The organism is Micromonospora sp. WMMD1076, from assembly GCF_029581475.1.
In the GTDB taxonomy this organism is placed as follows: domain Bacteria; phylum Actinomycetota; class Actinomycetes; order Mycobacteriales; family Micromonosporaceae; genus Micromonospora; species Micromonospora aurantiaca.
The window spans coordinates 2,710,848-2,729,345 of sequence record NZ_CP120862.1; the positions used below are offsets into that span (position 1 = coordinate 2,710,848).

Sequence of the window (18,498 nt, forward strand, 5' to 3'; positions counted from 1 at the left end):
TGGTCGGTACACCGTCGGACACCAGCCATGTTGCGTAGGAGCGCCGGAGGTCGTGAAAGTGCAGTGCCGCCAGCAGGGCAGTTCGTTGCAGAGGCGGCTTCCAGCGTGGACTCCTCGTCGGTGAGCACGTGCGGCTACCAGAACCACGACCCCCGGCTCGTGCCGCAGAAGATACCTACGGCCGTCACGCCGCCGCTGCCCTGAGTAGCGTCCGGGCAGGATCGGCGAAGGGTTCAGCAGGCTGCTGCCACGCGACGATGATGGCGCGATGCTCGACAACTGGACAGCTGTTCTTTACAGGGATGATGGTCGATTGACATGATCGTCAGGGAAGGTTGCCGTCCCCCTCCTTGACGAAAGGCGCAGCCATGCCGATCACGCCCCCTACCCCCGCCACGCGTGCCAGGCGCCGTGCCGCCGCGATCACTGTCGCCGCACTCGTGGGCGCTGTTCTCGCCGTTGTGAACGGCCAGGCAGCTTCGGCTACCCCTCCCGGCATCCCGTCTAAGGCGACGGCGCAGTCTCAGCTCAACGCGCTGACAGTGGCAGCTCAGGGCTCGATGGCCGGCTACTCGCGGAACCTGTTTCCCCACTGGATCACCATCACCGGTGCCTGCAATACCCGCGAACAGGTGCTCAAGCGCGACGGCACCTCCGTCGTGCTCAACAGCTCCTGTGCCGCTACCTCCGGGCGCTGGTACAGCCCCTACGACGGTGCGACCTGGTACGCCGCCTCCGACGTAGACATCGACCATGTCGTACCTCTCGCGGAGGCATGGCGATCCGGGGCCAACTCCTGGACCACGAGCCGCCGGCAGAGCTTCGCCAACGACCTGACCCGCCCGCAACTGATCGCGGTCACCGACAACGTCAACCAGTCCAAGGGCGACCAGGACCCCTCGACGTGGCAGCCGCCCCTGACGTCGTACCGCTGCACCTACAGCAAGATGTGGATCACCGTGAAATACAACTGGGGCCTGACACTCCAATCCTCCGAGAAGTCCGCACTGCAAGACATGCTCAACACCTGCGCCTCCTGACCGCGGGAACCTCGCACTCGACCACGAGAAAGCGGAGAGGCAGCCATGCGAGCAGCCTGGCTGCGGGAGAAGGGATCAGGCAGGCGAGGCGAGGCAGCCAGGAGGCGGCGAAACGGCAGCGACGGCCGGCGGCGGACGACACGGGAGATCAAGCCGACCATGGCCGGCAGCACAGAACGGTGTCCGACGGCACTCATCGGTGGGGCCTGTCCGCGTTCACACCGAAGAGATCGCTATTTGATCCAGGGGTGCGGTGGGTCCGAGGCCACTTCCCCGAGAAGTGAGCAGCGTGGGCATCGACGTACGAAGGGTCGGGGGCACCGTCGATGGGGTGGCGGCCGGCTGATTCGCCTGGCCTCTTGAGCTGGGAGCGGCGCTATGGCCGCGTCCGTCGATCCGCGCCCTGGGATGGCTCTGCGGGAGTTGCGGGAGGGGCGTGGCCTGTCGCTTCGGTCTCTGGGGCAACTCGCTCACCGGAGTAAGAGCCATCTGCACGAGTTGGAGGCAGGGCTCAAGGCTCCGACGGTCGACACAGCGCGCCACCTGGACCGGATTCTCGACGCCGGGGGAGTGCTTGCCCGGCTGGTCGATGCGCCGATCGATCATGCGGCCGAGGCCGACGAGTTGCGGGCGAGAGTCGCTGCCAGTGATGTCGTCAACGCCCTGCTCGAACGGATCGGGCAGGGCGTTGACGACCTCGCCAGCTCCTATCCGACGATGCCCCGGCTGATCGGTTGCCGTTGGCGCGGCGGCGGACCGGGACCATCAGGAGTGCCCCGGGCGTCATGCGGATCGGGAACGGAACAATCGGCGGGCCGGCGGGGAAAGCCGATGTCGTCGAACAGCGAGTGGTGATCGGCGAAGGCGCCGACTGCCCGGTGGGCGGCGGCCACTGTCCCGTCCACCGTGCTGAGTTCCTCGACGATCCGCATGACCTGTGCTCGCCGGCCGGATAGTGGAAAACCGGCTGGAGGAGGTCGACGTCGATGCCGCGGTCAGCGTGGAGCCGTCTTCGCGAAGCGTAAGCCGCAGGTAGAGGCGGTTCTCAGACGGCCCGTCCGTGACCTCCACCGGCACGTACGGCAGCCTGATCGTCAGGGCGTCGAACTGCAGGCGTCCGCCGAGCGGGGGCCGGCCCGCCGCGTCGTACGGGCCGAACAGCAGCCGGCTGCCCCACACCAGCACCTCGTCGTGCCGCCGTCGGCGTCCGGCACGAAGAGGTCGTAGCCCAAGCGGATCTCGGTGAAGGTCCGCTCGACGGCCCACGACGTCTCGGTCACGCCCCGCAGCAGAGCAGCCATCGCCGAACTCACCGTCATCGTGGGGAGCCTGCTCCCGTGTCGCGTTCCTCGGCCAGGATGGCGGCGCTGACCTCGTGCACGAACGCCCGGACCTCGTCGAACCGGCCGGGATCGCTGTCGTGGCCGGAGTCGTACCACCAGTCGCGCGCCCAGACGATGAGGTCCGCCCATCGCGGGAGGGCGGCGATCGTCTGCCCGGCGGCCTGCCGCTTGGACAGTTGCCGGCCGTCGCGCAGGCGCTGAAAGGCCCGGCAGAGCGTGAGCACCGCGTACGACTGGGCTCCGGGTGGGGTCATCTGGGTCACCCAGGCCGGCCAGTCGCGGACGTGGTCCCGCAGGGCCGCGCGGACGAGGCCGGGTTCGACGGCGGGCAGCAGCTCGCCCGCCGGCGGTCCCAGCAGCGTACGGCCGTAGTCGTGCACGGCGGCCCAGGTCACGACGCGGTGGGTGGTGGCGGGCAGCAGGTGCAACGACTCCCCGGGACTGATCCGGGCGATCACGTGATTCCGGCCGGGAACGGCGCGTACCGCGTCCAGTGACACGTATTCCACCTCGATCCGGCCGGCCCACAGCGGATGCCGCCGGTCGAGGTTCGCGTGCAGCTCGGCGAGGACGTCGAGGAGCTTCTGGTCCGGGTCACTCGCGAGCACCGCGAGCAGGTCGAGGTCGCTGCGGTTCACGTCGAAGTCGCCTGCCACGAGCGACCCGTGCAGGTACAGGCCGAGAAGGCTGTCCGCCAGCGTGCCGCGCCACGCCTCGCGGAGGTCGGAGAGAACGGTGTCGGGTGGGACCACCAGGTGATCCTGCGCGGTGGGTCGCCGTGGGGCCACCGATAAAACCGACCCGCGCGGCCGGTCCGCCGGTGCGGGCGACGGCGGCCGGTCAGTTCCAGAAGCTGCTGGTGTTCGCGCCCCACGGCGACGAGTCGAGACGGCTGTCGACCTAGTGTGAGTTCCGGCCGCCGTCGAGCAGACCGGCGTCCCGGGTGAACCGCGGCATCAGCGCCCGCGCACGGCGACCCCCACGAGAACCACCACGGCCACCAGGCCCTCGGTCACACCGACCAGTCCCGCTGCCACCAGCTTCACGAGCAACGCCGGGGGCAGCACCACCAGCAGGATCGGCAGCAGCACCCGACGGCCGGGCGTCCGCGCGAGACCCCGCGCGGCCAGGCCCCGTCGCACGTCGCGGAGCGCTCGCAGGATGCGCTTCTGCCGGGCGAGTTCCCTGGGGCCGACGGATCCGTAGCGGGCGGCGTACAGCGCCCGCTCCAGCGGCTCGGCCTCCGGCGGAAGCGACGCCGTCCGGCGGATCCGGCCGGCCGCTGCCGACAGGACCCCGCGCGCGTTCAGCATGGCCAGAGCAGCCGCTACCGCTGCCTGGTCACCGCCCGGCAGCAGGCCGATCCCGGTGGCCGCAAGCGTCTCCGCGTCGCCCATGAGCCCAGGATCAGGGGTACGCGCAGGCACATCCGCCGGTCGCGCCTACGTGGTCGGTGGGTTGCGGTGCCGCTCGGCGAGGCCCGACGCGATCTGCCGCTGCGCGTCGTGCCGGTGCCGGTCGGCGTCGGCCTGGCGGACCGCAGCCGAATCCTCGTCCGACTGGCGCCTCGTCCGGTCGCGCCGGGTGACGAAGACGACGAGCGCGAGCACCACCACCACGATCACCGCGAGCGACACCAGCATCGATCTCATGCCGTCGATACTACGGCGTACGCGCCAGCCTCGGCGTGGTGACGGTCAGGGGGCTGCTCCGCCCGCCGCCGGATGGCAAGCTCACGTGTCGTGATCGATGACTTCGCGAACAGCCGTCCGCGCCGGCGCCCCAGGCCGGCACGTCACACGCCGGTCGGGAAGGGCGGTGGGGGAACGGTGCGGAACCCGGATCCCATGGAGGCCCGCTCGTGAGGGCGGTCATCGTCGCGGCCGCCGTCGCATTCGTCATCTCCCTGTTCGGTACGCCGGTGGCGATTCGCGTCTTCAGCGCGCTGAAGGCCGGTCAACCGATCAGGTCGATCGGGCTCGCCAGCAACGAGGGCAAGAAGGGCACGCCCACGATGGGCGGCGTCGTCTTCATCGTGGCGACGGTCCTCGCGTACGTCGCCGGGCACCTCGCCCTGACCACCCTGCCCGAACGGCAGATCGCGCAGGAGGGGCCCACCATGACGGCCCTGGTGCTGCTCGGGTTGTTCGTCTTCTGCGGCGCGGTCGGCTTCTTCGACGACTTCCTCAAGGTGCGCCGGCGCAACTCCGACGGGCTGTCCGCCAAGGGCAAGCTGCTCGGCCAGGCGCTCGTCGGCGGCGGGTTCGGCGTCGCCGCGCTGTACGTACCGAGCACCAACGGCCAGACCGTGGCCAGCGAGCACATCTCGCTCATCCGCGACATCAGTTGGCTGGACGTCGGCAAGGTCGGCGCGGTCATGGTCTTCATCTTCGTGATCACGGCGATGTCGAACGGCGTGAACCTCACCGACGGCCTCGACGGCCTGGCCACCGGCGCGTCGATCCTGGTACTCGGCGCGTACTCGCTGATCGGCTTCTGGCAGTACCGGCACTGGTGCGCCGACGACGGGTACGCCCGCGTGAACGACTACTGCTACCAGGTCCGCGATCCGCTGGAGATCGCCATGATCGCGGCAGCGGCTGCGGGCGCCTGCGTGGGCTTCCTGTGGTGGAACACGTCACCGGCGCGGATCTTCATGGGTGACGTGGGCGCGCTCGGGCTGGGCGGCCTCATCGGCGGGCTCGCGGTGGTGACCCGTACGACGCTGCTCTCGATCCTGATCGGCGGACTGTTCGTCATCATCACCACGACCTGGGTGATCCAGATCGTCTCGTTCCGGACCACCGGCAGGCGGGTCTTCCGGATGGTGCCGTTGCACCACCACTTCGAGCTGGCCGGATGGAGCGAGTCCACCATCGTGGTCCGCTTCTGGATCGTGGCCGGTGTCTGCGTCGCGGCCGGTCTGGGCCTGTTCTACTCGGACTTCCTGGCGGCCGTGGGATAGCGACGGGAGACGCCGGCTCAGACGGAGCGCTGCGCGGTCTCGTCGAGAACTACTGGCCGCCGTCACCGGCCGTCCCGGACGACCCGTTCACGGATGCGTCGGGCGCGGATCTCTTCGCCGCCGGTCACGCGGCCCTCACCGCGGCAGGAGTGCGTGTCCCGCATCTGATGATGATCGACCGGGACGGCCGTCACCTCGACGCCGACATCGCGCTTGTCGAGGACGCCGGCGCACGACGGCTGGAGGCGTTGCTGGAGCACGATCCGGCCACCGCCGCCACGCCGCTGTCCGCGCTCGGCGACGCCCTGCGCCGCATGCACACCGCCTTGGGTCCGCACTACGGCAAGGTCGCGGCCGTCGCCCGAGGTGAGGCATCCCAGACGCGGCGTACGGAGGACGTCGTCGTCGACCGCGCGCTCAATCACCTCGACGCGGCAGCGGCCCGCGACGCCCGGCTGGCCGATGCCCATCACCGGATCACCGCCCACGTACGCCGTCTCCGGGGCGCGGTCACCCCGCGCGAGGAGTACGGGCTGGTACACGGTGAACTCGGGCCGGATCACGTACTCGTCACACCCGCCGACGAGGCCGTCCTGATCGATTTCGAGGGGCTGACGTATTTCGACGTCGAGTGGGACCACGCCTGGCTGCGGATGCGTTTCGGCGACGCCTACCCGGCGCTGCGTCCGGTCGATCTCGACCCCCGTCGGCTGGCGCTCTACCGGTACGCGCAGACGTTGTCCCTGATCGAAGGGCCACTGCGGATCGCGGACACCGACTTCCCGGACCGGAAGCGGATGCTCGATCTGGCCGAGCGGAACGTCACGAGGGCGCTCGCCGCGATCTGACGGCAGCCTCAGTCGGCGGGGCCGACGTGTGCCGCGAGCAGGCGCCACCCCGCGTCCTCGTCGAGGATCCATGTGCGCGTGTAGCGGACCCGGGCGAGAAACGGCTCGCCGGCAACGGTGCCCTCCACGGTGCCGAGGAACCACGTCACACCGGTACCTCCGGCGACGAGGACCGCCAGGTCCTCCTCGTCCACCCGGGTCATCGTCTGCTGGCCCGACCGGTGCACGTGCAGGTCGTCCTGCTTGGAATAGAGACGGCCGTCCGGCCCGGTGAACACGAGGCGGTCGTCGATCAACCGATCCAGCGCCGCGACATCGGAGGACAGTTGGGCACGTTGAAGACGTCGCTCGGCGGCGCGTAGACCTTCGACGCCGGCGAGATCCGCGCCGCCGTCACCCGTGGGGAGATCGTTGTCGTCCATTGACGACAACCTAACAGCGATCTTCGGGGAGCGCCCGCCGCCTGTGCAGGTCAGCGGGGACGGCGAGGGTTCGCCCGTCAGCGCTTGGCGACGGTGAGCAGCACCGCTGAGTCTTCGAGCGCCTCCAACGTGCGGGTGAACCCGGGAGTGCGCTGGTCGCCCTTACGGGCCGGCCGGCGCACCCCCGGTTCAGCGTTCGAGGAGCCGGCGGATCGAGTGGCGGCGGCCCCACGCGATGAACACGAACAGCGCGAACAGCACCACGGGCGTGAGCACCAGTGCGCCCCCGTGCAGGATGAACGCCTGGGTGACGGCGGCGCCGACCATGAGCAGCGCGAGCCCGACGGCGGCCAGGCCGGCCAGCCGCGGCACGAGCAGTCCGATGCCACCGGCCAGTTCCAGCAGGCCGACGAGGTAGCGGAACCAGGTCGCGGCGCCCATGTCCTCGAAGGTCTGGACCGCGTTCGTCTCGCCGAACAGCTTGGGACCGGCGGAGGCGACGACGAGGAAGACTCCGAGGACGCCCTGCAGCGCCCACAGCGTCCGGTGCAATCCGCGCGCGACGGGCGGGGGAGTGGTGTCGACGACGGTCATGGTTCTCGTCCCTCCTGGCGGTTTGCCGGTTCTCCGTATCCGATCGGATACACCGGGTCAGACCGGCCAGGGCGGGCGAACTCATCGCGCCTGGAGCGGGACGAAGTCCAGAATCAGCTGCCGGAGGGCTCGGGCTGGTGGTTCTCGGGGGTCGCGAGGCGTTGCTGCAGGCGGTCGGACTGGGCGACTGACCCGCCGCTCACGCCCAGACCGCGCCGAGCCGCGTCATAGAAGCGATCACGGCGTGTGTTGGCCTGCTGATAGAAGTCGGTCAGCGGCTCGGTGGTATCCCCGACCTCGAGGGCTCGGTGCTCCAGCCGCCAGACCGCCTCGCGCCACTCCTGCGCGGCGGCGACCGTGGCGGCGTCCCCGAGCAGCAACAGGCGCTCCCACGCGAGGGTGTGCCTGATGTCCGCGTCGGCGAGCCGGGGCAGCGCCGCGGCCTTGTCGAACCCTGAGCGGTACTTGTCGCCGTCCGCCGCGGCCAGGACCCGCAGTGAGATCGCCTGGATCTCCTTGAGCACCTGCGCGAACTCGCTGTACGCCTCCAGTCGTCGTTCGTCCCACCGTACGGACTGACCGCGCTTCCACTGACTCCTGGTGGACAGGAAGGTCACCAGACCCGTACCGAGGGCACCGACGACGACGCCGAGCAGCGCCGGCAACTGTGAGACGAACGCGTCCATCGGCGCAAGCGTGTCATCCGGCGTCGACGCACGCCAGCATGCCGGCTCCGCCGCCTCGTCCGCTCCTCCGCGTTGCCCTCGATCCCGGGGTACTCGTCGACGAAGTTCTCCCGGTCGACGCCCCACGTCAGCACGGTCTCGGCCGTGTAGGCGTCCCGGTCAGTCCTCGAAGCCAGCCGGGTGGGCGTCGCCGACCGCGTTCAGCAGCACACCCTGCTCCAGCAGCGCCTTGCAGGCGCAGAGGACCATGGTGAACCCGCCCATCGAGTCGATCGCCTTGCTCACGGCCTGGTCGGCGGTGCCGGCGAAGCCCGTCTCGGTGATCCGGACCAGTGTGGTGCTGTCCTCGCCCGGCAGGAACCGCCACTCGACCTGGGTGGGGGACGCCGGATCCCACTCGGCAAGGATGCGGCGGTTCTCCTCGACGTCCTTGACGGTGACGACGGTGGAGACGCCGTACATCTCCCAGTCCCAGGTGACGACGGCGCCGGGTTCCAGCCGTCCGCTGCTCCTGGTGAACCAGAACCTCGTGGTCACCGCCGGGTCGGCGAACGCCTGGAAGACCTCGGCGGCGGGCCGGCGGATGAGCATCTGCGCGGTGATGACAGGGGGCCGGGTCAGACGGTCACTGTCCACGAGGGTCACTCTACGGCCCGGAAGCACCGCGCCGGACCACGAGCGGATCACCGAGGAGGACCGGAATTCGCTTGAGCGGCGCCGCGACATGGGTCAGAGTCGTTCCATGATCTCCAACCGGAAGGGCGGCGACGCCCTGGCGCGATGAGCGCCCCCACGCGGCGCGACGACGCCGCGAAGATCCCGCACGACCTGTGGCAGCAGGCGGTCCGGATCCGCCAGGAATGGCTCGACCACGCCCTGTCCACACAGCCGGCCGACCGGCAGACCGCCGAGCGCTGCCTGACCGCCCTCTACGCGAGGGCGTCGCGGTCGCGACCCCGGTTCGAATGGGTCGACTCGCCGGCGAAGGCACTGCCGCTGGTCAGCGGCTGGCCCACCCTCGACCACCTCCACGAACGCGTCCGGGCGGTACGGCCGCCCCGGGCACCCCTGCTGGCGAGCGACATCGCCATGATCGTCTCCCAGCTCCGGGGCGCGCTCAGCGCGGGCGTCGTGCACACCGATCCCGAGCTGTCACCCGCGCGCCGGGGCAAGGCCAAGGAGCCGTGGCCCGAGCTGGCGCCGCTGCGGGCTCTCGACGGCGGCGTACCGCTCGCCGTCGTCCTGCACCAGGGGGTACGCGCGGCGCTGCACCGCAGCCTCGCGCACGGGTTCTACCTGCCGGTACGTGGGGCGCTCGCGGGCGACGGCCCGGTGCCCGTGTGCTGGTACGGGCAGCAGGACGCGTCCTGGATCGCGTACTACGACGTGCTGCGCCGGCTCGGCCTCGCCGGGTACGGACCGGACGAGGCCGGACACCTCGACAGCTGGGCCGACCTGGCCCGCTCCTGCGGCTGGTGGTGGCCGGGGGAGGAGGTCTGCGTCGTCGTGGACCGGCCACAGACGATCCGCACCGAGCCGGTCCCTGGTGCGCCGCACGACCGGATCCGGCTGCGACCCGGTGGTGTGCGCTATCGCGACGGCTGGCAACCACTGCGCGGCGGCGCGGGCGCCGATCCGGGATGACGGGCGGGCACAGACCTTGTTTGGATAGGCGACGGTAAATAGATTGGGCTCGGGTGCCGCCGAGGTCCGCACACCGGACCCCGGCGGCTGACCGGGCCGCCTTCGAGCCGGGCACATCGGTCGTACGCATCGACCACTGGCGCATCGCCGCGCCGCACCCTCCCGCGCTGCGGCGTCCGTCCCGGACGCGCGTCGCTGCGCCCTGTCCGACGCCGAAGGACTTCCCATGACGATTCTCCGTGCCCGCCCCGCCTCGCTCGTGGCGGCCGTCGCCGCGCTGGCCGCCGTCACCGCGGCCGGTACGGCCCTGCTCACCGGCCCGGCCGCAGCCGCACCGGGCTGCCGGGTCGACTACACACCCGACCAGTGGCCCGGCGGATTCACCGCGAACATCAAGGTGTCACCGGGTGACACAGCCGTCTCCGGCTGGACGGTCACCTGGACGTACGCCGGAGACGAGCGCGTCACGAACGGCTGGAACGCCACGGTGAGCCAGTCCGGGTCGACTGTGACAGCCCGCAACATGTCGTACAACGGCAGCATCCCGGCCGGCGGCTCGACCGAGTTCGGCGTGCAGGGCACGTTCGGCACCGCCGGCGGCGCGCCGACCGGGTTCAGCCTCAACGGCGTACCGTGCGACGGCACCGGGCCCGGCCCGACCACGCCGCCGCCCACGACCGCCCCAGCCACGACTGCTCCACCGACCACGCCTCCACCCACCACGGCCCCGCCCACGACGCCGCCGCCGACCACCCCACCGCCGAGCGGGTGCGCTGGGGCGGTGCTCTGCGACGGCTTCGAGAACCAGACCGGTTCGACGCCGTCGGGTGACTGGAGCGTGGTGAGCCCGGACTGTTCCGGCGCCGGCACAGCCACCATCGACACGTCCACCACGCACAGCGGCAGCCGGGCGGTCCGGATCAACGGCGCCGCCGGCTACTGCAACCACGTGTTCGTCCGGACCACGAAGAACCTGGGCAACCTGGGCAGCGTCAGGTACGCCCGGATCTGGGTCCGGCACACCACCGCCCAGCCCACCGACCACACCACGATGATCACCATGTCCGATGCCGCCGACGGCAACCGGGATCTGCGGCTGGGCGGCCAGAACGGCGCGCTCCAGTGGAACCGCGCCTCCGACGACGCCACGCTGCCCGAGCAGAGCCCGGCCGGTGTGGCGCAGAGCGTGCCGCTGCCCACCAACCGCTGGGCCTGCCTGGAGTTCATGGTGGACGGTTCCGCCGGCCAACTGCGTACCTGGCTGGACGGCGTCGCCGTGGCCGGGCTGACAGCGGACGGCGTACCGACGCACGACATCGACGGCCAGTGGTACAACCGCACCTGGCGACCGCAGCTCACCGACCTGAAGCTGGGCTGGGAGAGCTACGGCGGCGGCGCCGACACCCTCTGGTACGACGACGTGGCGATGGGCTCCACCCGCATCGGCTGCTGACGCACTCTCACCGCTGGTGGAACGTCATGGGTGTCCCGGCGCCCGTCCGGCACCTATGACGTTCCACCCGGGCGGGCGGCCGGTGGACGGCTGCTCGTCGCGGCCGGGGTCAGTGCTCGACCGTCATGCGCTGGGTGCCGATCACGGAGAGCAGTCGTAGCGCCTCCTCCGGCGGCGGCGCGCGGGCCTGACCCGGCTCAGACGGCGGCGTCCCGGACCGGCCGGTGCTCGACCGGGCCGGCCGTGACGGGGGAGGGGCGGAAGCCCTTGACGACCAGGTAGACGCCGAGCGAGAACTCCCACACCGCGATGGGGAGCGCGGCGACCGCCGCCACCGCTGACAGCCGGTCCCAGGCGCCGAACAGGGTGCCGAGGTCGGAGGCGACGAGCAGCGGTGCGCCGACGAGCCCGAGCACCGGCAGCACGCGCGGTACGAGGCGTGACTGGTAGAGCAGGGTGCCCAGCAGCAGCGCGTTCACGGCCGGCAGGAAGCCCTGGCTGAGCAGGAAGACCGAGTCGTAGAACGCGACGAGTGCGCGGCCGGTGACGAGCGCGTCCGGCCCGGCGTCGGACTCCCGCAGCGCGACGAGCGTCAGGATGCTCGCGACGCCGACGAGGATGCCGGCGGCTTCGAGCACCCGGGCGCCGACGAAACCCAGCGCCCGGGCCGGACCCTGGCGCGTGAGCACCGGGTACAGCGCGACGGAGGTGCCGACGCAGGCGAGCGCGACGATCATCTCCAGGACGCCGCCGAGGACGACCGGGGCCTGCGACGTGGTGCCGAGGACGTAGTCCGACTCACGGACCGGGGCATACAGGGCGACGGTGGGGATCGAGACGAAGGTGAGCAGATAGGCGCCACCCGCGACCAGCGAGATCCTCCGCAGTGGGTCCATCGGGGCCTCCTCGTCGCCGCGCGGCCGATGGCGGTAGTGCCTCCCACTCTCCTGTGGACAGGCGAGCGGCGCATCGGCCTCTCGGACAGTCGCCTCGCGTGATGCGCGCGGGCCAGCACGAGCGCGACGAGCACCAGCGCGGCCAGCACGGCCGCCGCGATCTCCGCCGTGCCGTAGGGACGCTCGCCGATGACCTCACCGGTGCGCCCGTTGACCAGAACCCGGTACGACCCGCCCGCCCCAGCGTGTACGTCCCGGGTCCGAAGTCGCCCCGGAGCTTGTCCATCAGCCGATCGGGGTCGTTCAGCCGGTTTCGCCGGCCATCGATTCGCCTGTGGCCGTACGCTGCTCCGGCACCCGGGACGCCCGGCCGGGGGTGTCGACCACGCGCTCGGTCTCCTGCACCAGATAGTGCGGGCGGCGCTTGGTCTCGTAGTAGATTCGGCCGATGTACTCGCCGATCACGCCGAGGATCATCATCTGGATGCCGCCGAGCCCGATCACGCTGACGATGATCGTGGTGTAGCCGGGCACGTCGATGCCCTTCTCCACGGCGTCCGCGACCACCCAGGCCATGTAGCCGACCGCGATGAGCGTGAGGAACAGGCCGCCGTAGATAGCCAGGCGCAGCGGCCGGTTGTTGAACGACAGCAGGCCGTCGAACGCGTAGTTGAACAGCTTGCCGAACGTCCAGCGGCTCCGCCCGGCCTGCCGGGTCTCGTTGCGGTGCGCCACCACGGCGGTGCGGAAACCGATCCACGAGAACAGGCCCTTGGAGAAGCGGTTGTACTCCGGCATCGCCAGGATCGCGTTCACCGCGAGCCGGGACAGCAGCCGGAAGTCACCGGCGCCGTCGAGCAGGCGGACGTCTATCCACCAGTTGACCAGCCGGTAGAAGGAGCGCGAGGCGACCATCCGGATGAACCGGTCACCGCGGCGGTCCCGGCGGGCGATCACCTGGTCGAACCCCTGGCGGTAGAGCATCACCATCTCGGGCAGCAGCCGCGGCGGGTGTTGCAGGTCGGCGTCCATGATGACGACCGCGTCGCCGGTGGCCCGGCGCAGGCCGGCGAGCATGGCCGCCTCCTTGCCGAAGTTGCGGCTCAGCGACGTGTAGCAGACGGTCGGGTCGGCCGCGGCGAGCCGGCGCAGCGCCGCCAGCGTGGCGTCCTCGCTGCCGTCGTCGACGTACACCACCTCGACGTCCACGTCGGACAGCTCGGCGAGCGCGGCGCTGAGCATCTCGTGCAGCCGCTCCACCGACGCTTCCTCGTTGAAGCAGGGCACCACCACCGACAACCGCACGATGCTCACCCCGCCCGGCCCGGGCACACACATCCGGCGCCCACGCCGTCAGAGGCGGTAGACAAGCGTGCCATCGACATCCTCCCGGGTGATGCCCAGCCCGTCGACCGGCCGGGTCTCGATGCCCTCCCACGGCGTCCCCGCCGCGCGGCTCGGCACCGCGACGACCGACCGCACGCCGATCCCGCGCAGGTAGGCCACGCTGCCCGGGTCGGGGAACGTCGCCACGGCGGCCCGCGTCCGGGCCTGGGTGACCGGCTCGAAACCGCCGAGCCCGTTGGTGATCCGGGGGAACCCGTCGGTGGACCAGAGCATGTAGGTGAGGTCGCCCACTCCGCCGGCGGGCAGCACCAGCATCGGCTCCGGCGCGGTCCGCATCGCGGCCGGTGGCGTCGGCACGGCCGGGTGCGGCGTGCGGTTGACGCCCTCCAGCGTGACCAGGGCGAGCGGCACCAGCAGGACCAGCGCCGCCACGGCCCGGGACGCGCGTGCGGCCGCCGGCCGGCGCCACGACTCGGCCAGCGCGGTCACCAGCCCGGCCGCCAGCACTGCGAGCAGCAGGCTGGTCCAGTGCATCATCCGGCCCGGGGTACGCAACGCGTCCCAGCCCGGCAGCAGGTCGGACAACGTCAGGTAGCCGGGGTCGCCGTCCCCGCCGAGCGTGGCGCCCAGGCCCAGCAGCACCGTGCCGGCCACGCCGAGCCCCAGCGCGACCCGGTGCCGCACCGGGAACGCCGAGACGAACAGCCCCGCCGCGGCCAGCCCGATCAGCGTCATGCCGGGTAGCAGCGCCATCTCCGGCGGCCAGGACAGCTGCTCGCGGGCGGCGGCGTGCCGTTCCCCCCACAGCCAGGAGTCGCCGGGCGCGGTGACGAACCCGATCAGCGGCGGGGAGAACATCCTGGTCCAGTCGAGCGAGCGGACGGCCTGCGGGTTGAGGTCGACCACGCGCAGATAGACCAGCCCGAGCAGCAGCGTCACGGTGCCGAACACGGCGCCGCCGGCCAGGTCCGCGACGAGCAGCCGCCGGCCGAACGGGGGCCGCTCCCGCTTGCGCCACCGGGACCAGCCGTAGCAGCCGGCCGCCACCAGCACGGCGGCCAGCAGGAAGTAGACGAGCGGCAGCCCGATGCCGAAGCCGAGCGTGACCTGCCAGGCCGCGACGAGCCACCCGGCCACGGCCCAGCCGGGCTTGCGGCGTTCCGGGCGGTAGCCGTGGCGCAGCGACCAGCCGTGACCGCGTGCCAGCATCGCCAGTGCCAGCGCGATCCCACCGCTGGACAGGATGTTCAGGTGGCCGGAGTGCGCCAGCCGCCAGGGCGCGTACGCCCACGCCACACCGGCGACGGCTCCGCCCCAGCGGTTCGCGCCGAGCTGCCGGGCCAGCGCGTACGCCCCGAGGAACGCCAGCGCGTGCAGCAGCACGTAGAGCACGTTGTAGCGGATCACGGCGGCCTCGAAGCCGGAGCCGAGCATCCCGAACGGGGCGTACCCGAGCAGGGTGTCGCTGTAGGCGTACGTGTACCGCTCCGGATAGAACGTGTTCGAGTTCCAGAGGTTGGCCGGGTCGCTGAGCAGGGCGTGCCCGGACCAGGCGACCTGCCACGCCTGCAACGTCGGGTCACCGAGGTCGCCGGGGATCGTGGTCGCCGGGTGCCGCATCGTCGGCCAGGTCAGCACCACAGCCAGCAGCAGGCTGCCGAGGATCGCCAGCGTCCACTCCGGGTTCGGCCGCCACCGGCGTCTCTCGTCCGTGGGCCGCTCACCGGAGGGCCGGTCGTCCGAGGGCCGGTCGGCGGGAGGCTGCTCGGGACCGGTGTCCTCAGCGGTCGGCGGGGCGACGGCGGGCCGGATCTTCATGGGATAGATGCTTCACGATGCTGCTGGTCCTGTCGATCCGCTGTCCGAAATGTGGTTGAAACTTCCGGCCGGAACACCGGAAGGACCGGCTACGCGAACCGGTCGGCGAGCGTCGTCAGCTTGCTGACGTACGCCGGCCAGTCGTAGCCGCCGGGGATGTTCCTGTTGTCCCGCCCCAGCCCGATCGCCGCGTCGTGCTGCTCGCGCATGATGTCGGCGTGGCCGGCGTGCCGGGCCAGGTCGACGCAGACGTGCACGATGACCTGGTGCAGCGTCACGTCCTGCCGGCCGGGCCGCCACCACGGCACCCGCCCCGGTGCGTCGAGCGGCAGCATCTCGATCGTTCGGTCCGCGAACGCCGCCACGCGGCGGTACAGGTCGATCAGCCCGTCCTTGGTCTCGTCCTCCCGGGCGTACCAGTCCGCCTGCGGATCCGCGTCGACCGCGTCGTCCGAAACCAGCTCCCCGGGTGTGGGGAACTCCCGGCCGAACGTGGTCCCGAAGTAACCGGCCTCGACGTTCAGGCAGTGCTTGAGCAGGCCCAGGAAGTTGTTGCCGGTCGCGGTGCGGGAAGCCGGGCGTCGCGTTCGCTCAGCCCGTCGAGCTTCCAGATCAGGTCCTCCCGGATCTCGCGCAGGTACGCGTGCAACGCGGTCTTCGGGTCCTTCGGTGCGGTCATGCCCGACACTCTGCCGTACGGGTCGGACATCGTGGGGGCGGCGCTCAGCCGGTCCGGCTGCTGTCCTTGTGCGCGCCCCACCCGGGCGTGGTGGGCCGCCGCCGGATGGCGGCGGCCCACCACGCGTCGCAGGCCCGGTGGGTCAGCCGGCCCGGCGCAGCCGGCCGAGCATGCCGGCGAGATCCTGGACGAACAGCTCATGGCGGAAGTAGTGCCCGCCCGGCACCTCCCGCCACTCGTGCGGGATGCCCGCCCGGCTGAGCGCTCCCCGGAACTCGCGCTGGCCCGCCAGCACCTGACCCTCGTTGACCGAGTCGAACCAGTTGACCGGGTCGGGTGACGTACCGGCCGCCAGGAAGATCCGCTTGTTGCGGTAGCTCTCGATGCGCTCCATCGGGTTGTCCGCGCTGACCCGTGCCTCGTCCCACAGGGGCGCGCCATACACGGTGCCGCCGCCGAGGTCGAGCGCGGCCGAGGTGACGTTCGCCCAGTGGACGACCAGGCCGAAGTCGCGGCGCAGGCTGGCCGGCCCGGAGTGCGCGCTGACCGAGCAGAAGTGGCCGTAGTACTTCGCCGTGTACTTGAGCGCCCCGAAGCCGCCCATCGAGAAGCCGGCCACGGCGCGGCCGTTGTACTCGGGGAACGTGCGGAAGTTGGCCTCGATCCAGGGGAGCAACTGGGCGATGTGGAACGTCTCCCAGTTGCGCGGCCCGACGTTGGTGCTGACCGGGTTGCTGTACCAGCCGGTGGAGGCGTCCGGCATGACGACGATGATCTCGCGGCCGGCGGTGAGGTTGATGATGTTGTCCTGGAGGTGGAACGTGCGGAAGTCCGCGTTGCCGCCGTGCAGCAGGTACAGGACCGGGTAACGCTTGCGGCTGGTGTGGTAGCCGTCGGGCAGCAGCACGTTCACCGCCGGATCCCACTCGATCGCGTCGGTGGCGAAACGGTAGTACTGCAACCGGCCGCCGTTCTCGTTGCGGTCGACGATGCGCAGGCCGTACCCGTTGACGGCGGCACCGGCCGCGGACGGCGCGGTGAAGGCGCCGGCGAGGGCGCCGGTCGCCGCGACCGCGGCGGCGCCGGTGAGCAGCCGCCGGCGGCTCACGGTGGGGGAGACGTTCCGGTCGTGCGACATGGGTTACCTCCTGGGGTCAGAGTGTGGTTTCGCCGGTGAGGCCGAAGTAGTCGTGCCATTTGGTGGAGGGGGCGAAGGTGGTGCCGGTGGAGAGGGCGACGTAGATGTCGTTTGTGGTGCCTTTGGTGAAGACGATGAGGTCGTCTTTGCCGTCGCCGTTGGTGTCGCCGAGGTAGGGGAATTCGCCGGGTAGGCAGAAGTGGTCGTGCCATTTGATGGTGGTGCCGGTGAAGGATGTGCCGGTGGAGGTGGCGGCGTAGACGTCGGCGTCGGTGTTGCAGGTGAAGGTGACGATGTCGTCTTTGCCGTCGCCGTTGATGTCGCCGATGCGGGGTTGTTCGGTGCCGACGGCGAACAGGTCGTGCCATTTTTGGGGTGGGCCGAAGGAGGTGCCGGTGGAGAGGGCGACGATGACGTCGGCTGCGGAGGCGGGGCCTTGGGTGAAGGTGATGATGTCGTCTTTGCCGTCGCCGTTGACGTCGCCGAGGGCGGGGAATTCTCCGGGGATGGAGAAGTAGTCGTGCCATTTGACTGCGGTGCCGGTGAAGGAGGTGCCGGTGGACAGGGCGACGTAGACGTCGGCGTTGGTGTCGTGGGTGAAGGTGATGATGTCGTCGCGGCCGTCGCCGTTGACGTCGCCGACGGCGGGGATTTCGGTGCCGGGGGCGAACCAGTCGTGCCATTTCGCTGAGGTGGTGAAGGAGGTGCCGGTGGACAGGGCGACGTGGACGTCGGCGGTGGTGCCGTGGGTGAACACGATGGCGTCGTCTCGTCCGTCGCCGTTGACGTCTCCGGTCAGGGGTGTCTCGCCGGACAGGGCGAACCAGTCGTGCCACTTGACCGAGGTTCCGGTGAAGGAGGATCCCGTCGAGGTGGCTACGTAGGCGTCGGCGAGCGGGCCGTGCGTGAACGCGACCACGTCGTCGCGGCCGTCACCGGTGAAATCAGTCGGCGAACCACCGAAATAGCGGGGCGCGGGCGGCGGCGGTGGCGTGCCGCAGTTGTCGCTGACCAGGAACCTCTGGTTGTACTGGCCGGGATACGGCGCGAGCGAGACGCCGTTGATCGAGATGACCTGGCCGACACCGTTGTAGAGCTGCTCGTAGTGCACGTGCGCGCCGGAGGAGTTGCCGGTGCTGCCGGTGATCCCGATCTGCTGCCCCTGCTGCACGTAGGCGCCGTCGGGCACCGAGTAGGCGCTGAGGTGGAAGTAGTAGGTGGTCCACCCGCCGCCGTGGTCGACGACGATGTAGTTGCCGGCGCCGCTGGGCTGCGAGTAGCGGCGGGCGACTCCGGCGGCGGACGCCACCTGGGGCGTACCGCCTGTGACACCGCCGTCGGCGCGGACGAAGTCCAGCGCCTGCCGCACCTCGGCGCTGTGGTGGCTGTACGTCCACCGCTGCCCGCAGGGGAACGGTGCCTTGAAGTTGGGCGCGGCGAGTGCCGGTGACGGGGCGACCGTCACCGCGGTGAGGATGGCCGCGGCCAGGGTGAGCAGCGCGACGAGGGCGCGCCGGGCGGCACGTTTCGGGAATCTGGGCATGCGGTGACTCCTCGTCGGAAGAGGGATGCACTGTCGGAGCGGCGCGTGGGCGCGTCAGGCCAGGGGCCGGTGTCGCCGATGG

The 18,498-nt window shown here is 70.9% G+C and carries 17 protein-coding genes and 4 pseudogenes; 6 read left to right on the forward strand and 15 right to left on the reverse strand.

The annotated features are described in order from the left end of the window. Positions 1 to 31: 31 nt before the first annotated feature. Positions 32 to 91: pseudogene (locus O7622_RS29205) on the reverse strand (hypothetical protein); the annotation flags it as partial. A 277-nt stretch (positions 92 to 368) separates the two neighbouring features. Between O7622_RS29205 and O7622_RS13195 the strand changes: the two are divergent. Together O7622_RS13195 and O7622_RS13200 are read left to right on the forward strand one after the other, a co-directional pair. Then, positions 369 to 1,040 (forward strand): HNH endonuclease family protein, encoded by a 672-nt coding sequence (locus tag O7622_RS13195; RefSeq protein ID WP_282313605.1) that lies wholly within the window; start codon positions 369 to 371, stop codon positions 1,038 to 1,040. Between the two features lie 378 nt (positions 1,041 to 1,418). Further along, positions 1,419 to 1,792 (forward strand): annotated as a pseudogene (locus tag O7622_RS13200) (helix-turn-helix domain-containing protein); the annotation flags it as partial. A 342-nt stretch (positions 1,793 to 2,134) separates the two neighbouring features. Here O7622_RS13200 and O7622_RS13205 read toward each other — a convergent pair. The 4 genes from O7622_RS13205 to O7622_RS13220 all read right to left on the reverse strand — a co-directional run bounded on the left by O7622_RS13205 (position 2,135) and on the right by O7622_RS13220 (position 4,035). Next, entirely contained in the window at positions 2,135 to 2,359 is a 225-nt protein-coding gene (locus O7622_RS13205) for a hypothetical protein (RefSeq protein ID WP_282313606.1), read from the reverse strand. Beyond that, positions 2,356 to 3,135: an aminoglycoside adenylyltransferase domain-containing protein gene (locus tag O7622_RS13210; RefSeq protein WP_282313607.1), complete on the reverse strand. Its 780-nt coding sequence runs from the start codon at positions 3,133 to 3,135 to the stop codon at positions 2,356 to 2,358. Before O7622_RS13210 ends, O7622_RS13205 begins: the two co-directional genes overlap by 4 nt. Before the next feature lie 204 nt (positions 3,136 to 3,339). Beyond that, complete coding sequence (locus tag O7622_RS13215) at positions 3,340 to 3,780, reverse strand: hypothetical protein (RefSeq protein WP_282313608.1); 441 nt, start codon at positions 3,778 to 3,780, stop codon at positions 3,340 to 3,342. 45 nt (positions 3,781 to 3,825) lie between these two features. Beyond that, on the reverse strand, positions 3,826 to 4,035 hold the full coding sequence (locus O7622_RS13220) for a hypothetical protein (protein WP_282313609.1): 210 nt from the start codon (positions 4,033 to 4,035) through the stop codon (positions 3,826 to 3,828). A gap of 209 nt (positions 4,036 to 4,244) precedes the next feature. On the opposite strand from O7622_RS13220, the gene mraY reads away from it, so the two are divergent. Further along, positions 4,245 to 5,348 carry a phospho-N-acetylmuramoyl-pentapeptide-transferase gene (gene mraY / locus O7622_RS13225; RefSeq protein ID WP_282313610.1) on the forward strand — a complete coding sequence of 368 codons (1,104 nt, stop codon included), beginning with the start codon at positions 4,245 to 4,247 and terminating at the stop codon, positions 5,346 to 5,348. A 44-nt stretch (positions 5,349 to 5,392) separates the two neighbouring features. Further along, positions 5,393 to 6,196, forward strand: a pseudogene (locus tag O7622_RS13230) (aminoglycoside phosphotransferase); the annotation flags it as partial. A gap of 8 nt (positions 6,197 to 6,204) precedes the next feature. On the opposite strand, the gene O7622_RS13235 reads toward O7622_RS13230, so the two are convergent. The 4 genes from O7622_RS13235 to O7622_RS13250 form a co-directional block, all read right to left on the reverse strand. Further along, on the reverse strand, positions 6,205 to 6,618 hold the full coding sequence (locus O7622_RS13235) for a nuclear transport factor 2 family protein (protein WP_282313612.1): 414 nt from the start codon (positions 6,616 to 6,618) through the stop codon (positions 6,205 to 6,207). A gap of 189 nt (positions 6,619 to 6,807) precedes the next feature. Next, positions 6,808 to 7,212: a DoxX family protein gene (locus O7622_RS13240; RefSeq protein ID WP_282313613.1), complete on the reverse strand. Its 405-nt coding sequence runs from the start codon at positions 7,210 to 7,212 to the stop codon at positions 6,808 to 6,810. Positions 7,213 to 7,325: 113 nt separating this feature from the next. After that, the gene (locus tag O7622_RS13245) at positions 7,326 to 7,898 is read right to left on the reverse strand and encodes a hypothetical protein (RefSeq protein ID WP_282313614.1); all 573 of its coding nucleotides are present in this window, start codon (positions 7,896 to 7,898) and stop codon (positions 7,326 to 7,328) included. 159 nt (positions 7,899 to 8,057) lie between these two features. Then, positions 8,058 to 8,489: an SRPBCC family protein gene (locus O7622_RS13250; RefSeq protein ID WP_348774074.1), complete on the reverse strand. Its 432-nt coding sequence runs from the start codon at positions 8,487 to 8,489 to the stop codon at positions 8,058 to 8,060. Positions 8,490 to 8,678: 189 nt separating this feature from the next. Between O7622_RS13250 and O7622_RS13255 the strand changes: the two genes are divergently transcribed. Together O7622_RS13255 and O7622_RS13260 are read left to right on the forward strand one after the other, a co-directional pair. Further along, a complete protein-coding gene (locus O7622_RS13255; RefSeq protein WP_282313616.1) occupies positions 8,679 to 9,542 on the forward strand; it encodes a DUF6745 domain-containing protein in 864 nt (287 codons plus the stop codon). A gap of 226 nt (positions 9,543 to 9,768) precedes the next feature. Next, positions 9,769 to 10,995, forward strand: a complete 1,227-nt coding sequence (locus O7622_RS13260) for a cellulose-binding domain-containing protein (protein WP_282313617.1) — start codon at positions 9,769 to 9,771, stop codon at positions 10,993 to 10,995. Positions 10,996 to 11,192: 197 nt separating this feature from the next. Here O7622_RS13260 and O7622_RS13265 read toward each other — a convergent pair whose 3' ends face one another. The 6 genes and pseudogenes from O7622_RS13265 to O7622_RS13290 all read right to left on the reverse strand — a co-directional run bounded on the left by O7622_RS13265 (position 11,193) and on the right by O7622_RS13290 (position 18,416). Continuing rightward, a complete protein-coding gene (locus tag O7622_RS13265) occupies positions 11,193 to 11,891 on the reverse strand; it encodes a DUF4386 domain-containing protein (RefSeq protein ID WP_282313618.1) in 699 nt (232 codons plus the stop codon). A gap of 303 nt (positions 11,892 to 12,194) precedes the next feature. Next, positions 12,195 to 13,205 (reverse strand): glycosyltransferase family 2 protein, encoded by a 1,011-nt coding sequence (locus O7622_RS13270; RefSeq protein WP_282313619.1) that lies wholly within the window; start codon positions 13,203 to 13,205, stop codon positions 12,195 to 12,197. Positions 13,206 to 13,244: 39 nt separating this feature from the next. Further along, positions 13,245 to 15,056: a hypothetical protein gene (locus O7622_RS13275; protein WP_282313620.1), complete on the reverse strand. Its 1,812-nt coding sequence runs from the start codon at positions 15,054 to 15,056 to the stop codon at positions 13,245 to 13,247. A gap of 89 nt (positions 15,057 to 15,145) precedes the next feature. Beyond that, positions 15,146 to 15,735: pseudogene (locus tag O7622_RS13280) on the reverse strand (DinB family protein). 142 nt (positions 15,736 to 15,877) lie between these two features. After that, the gene (locus O7622_RS13285) at positions 15,878 to 16,873 is read right to left on the reverse strand and encodes an alpha/beta hydrolase-fold protein (RefSeq protein WP_282313621.1); all 996 of its coding nucleotides are present in this window, start codon (positions 16,871 to 16,873) and stop codon (positions 15,878 to 15,880) included. A 16-nt stretch (positions 16,874 to 16,889) separates the two neighbouring features. Further along, positions 16,890 to 18,416 carry a VCBS repeat domain-containing M23 family metallopeptidase gene (locus O7622_RS13290; protein ID WP_282313622.1) on the reverse strand — a complete coding sequence of 509 codons (1,527 nt, stop codon included), beginning with the start codon at positions 18,414 to 18,416 and terminating at the stop codon, positions 16,890 to 16,892. Between the last annotated feature and the right edge of the window lie 82 nt (positions 18,417 to 18,498).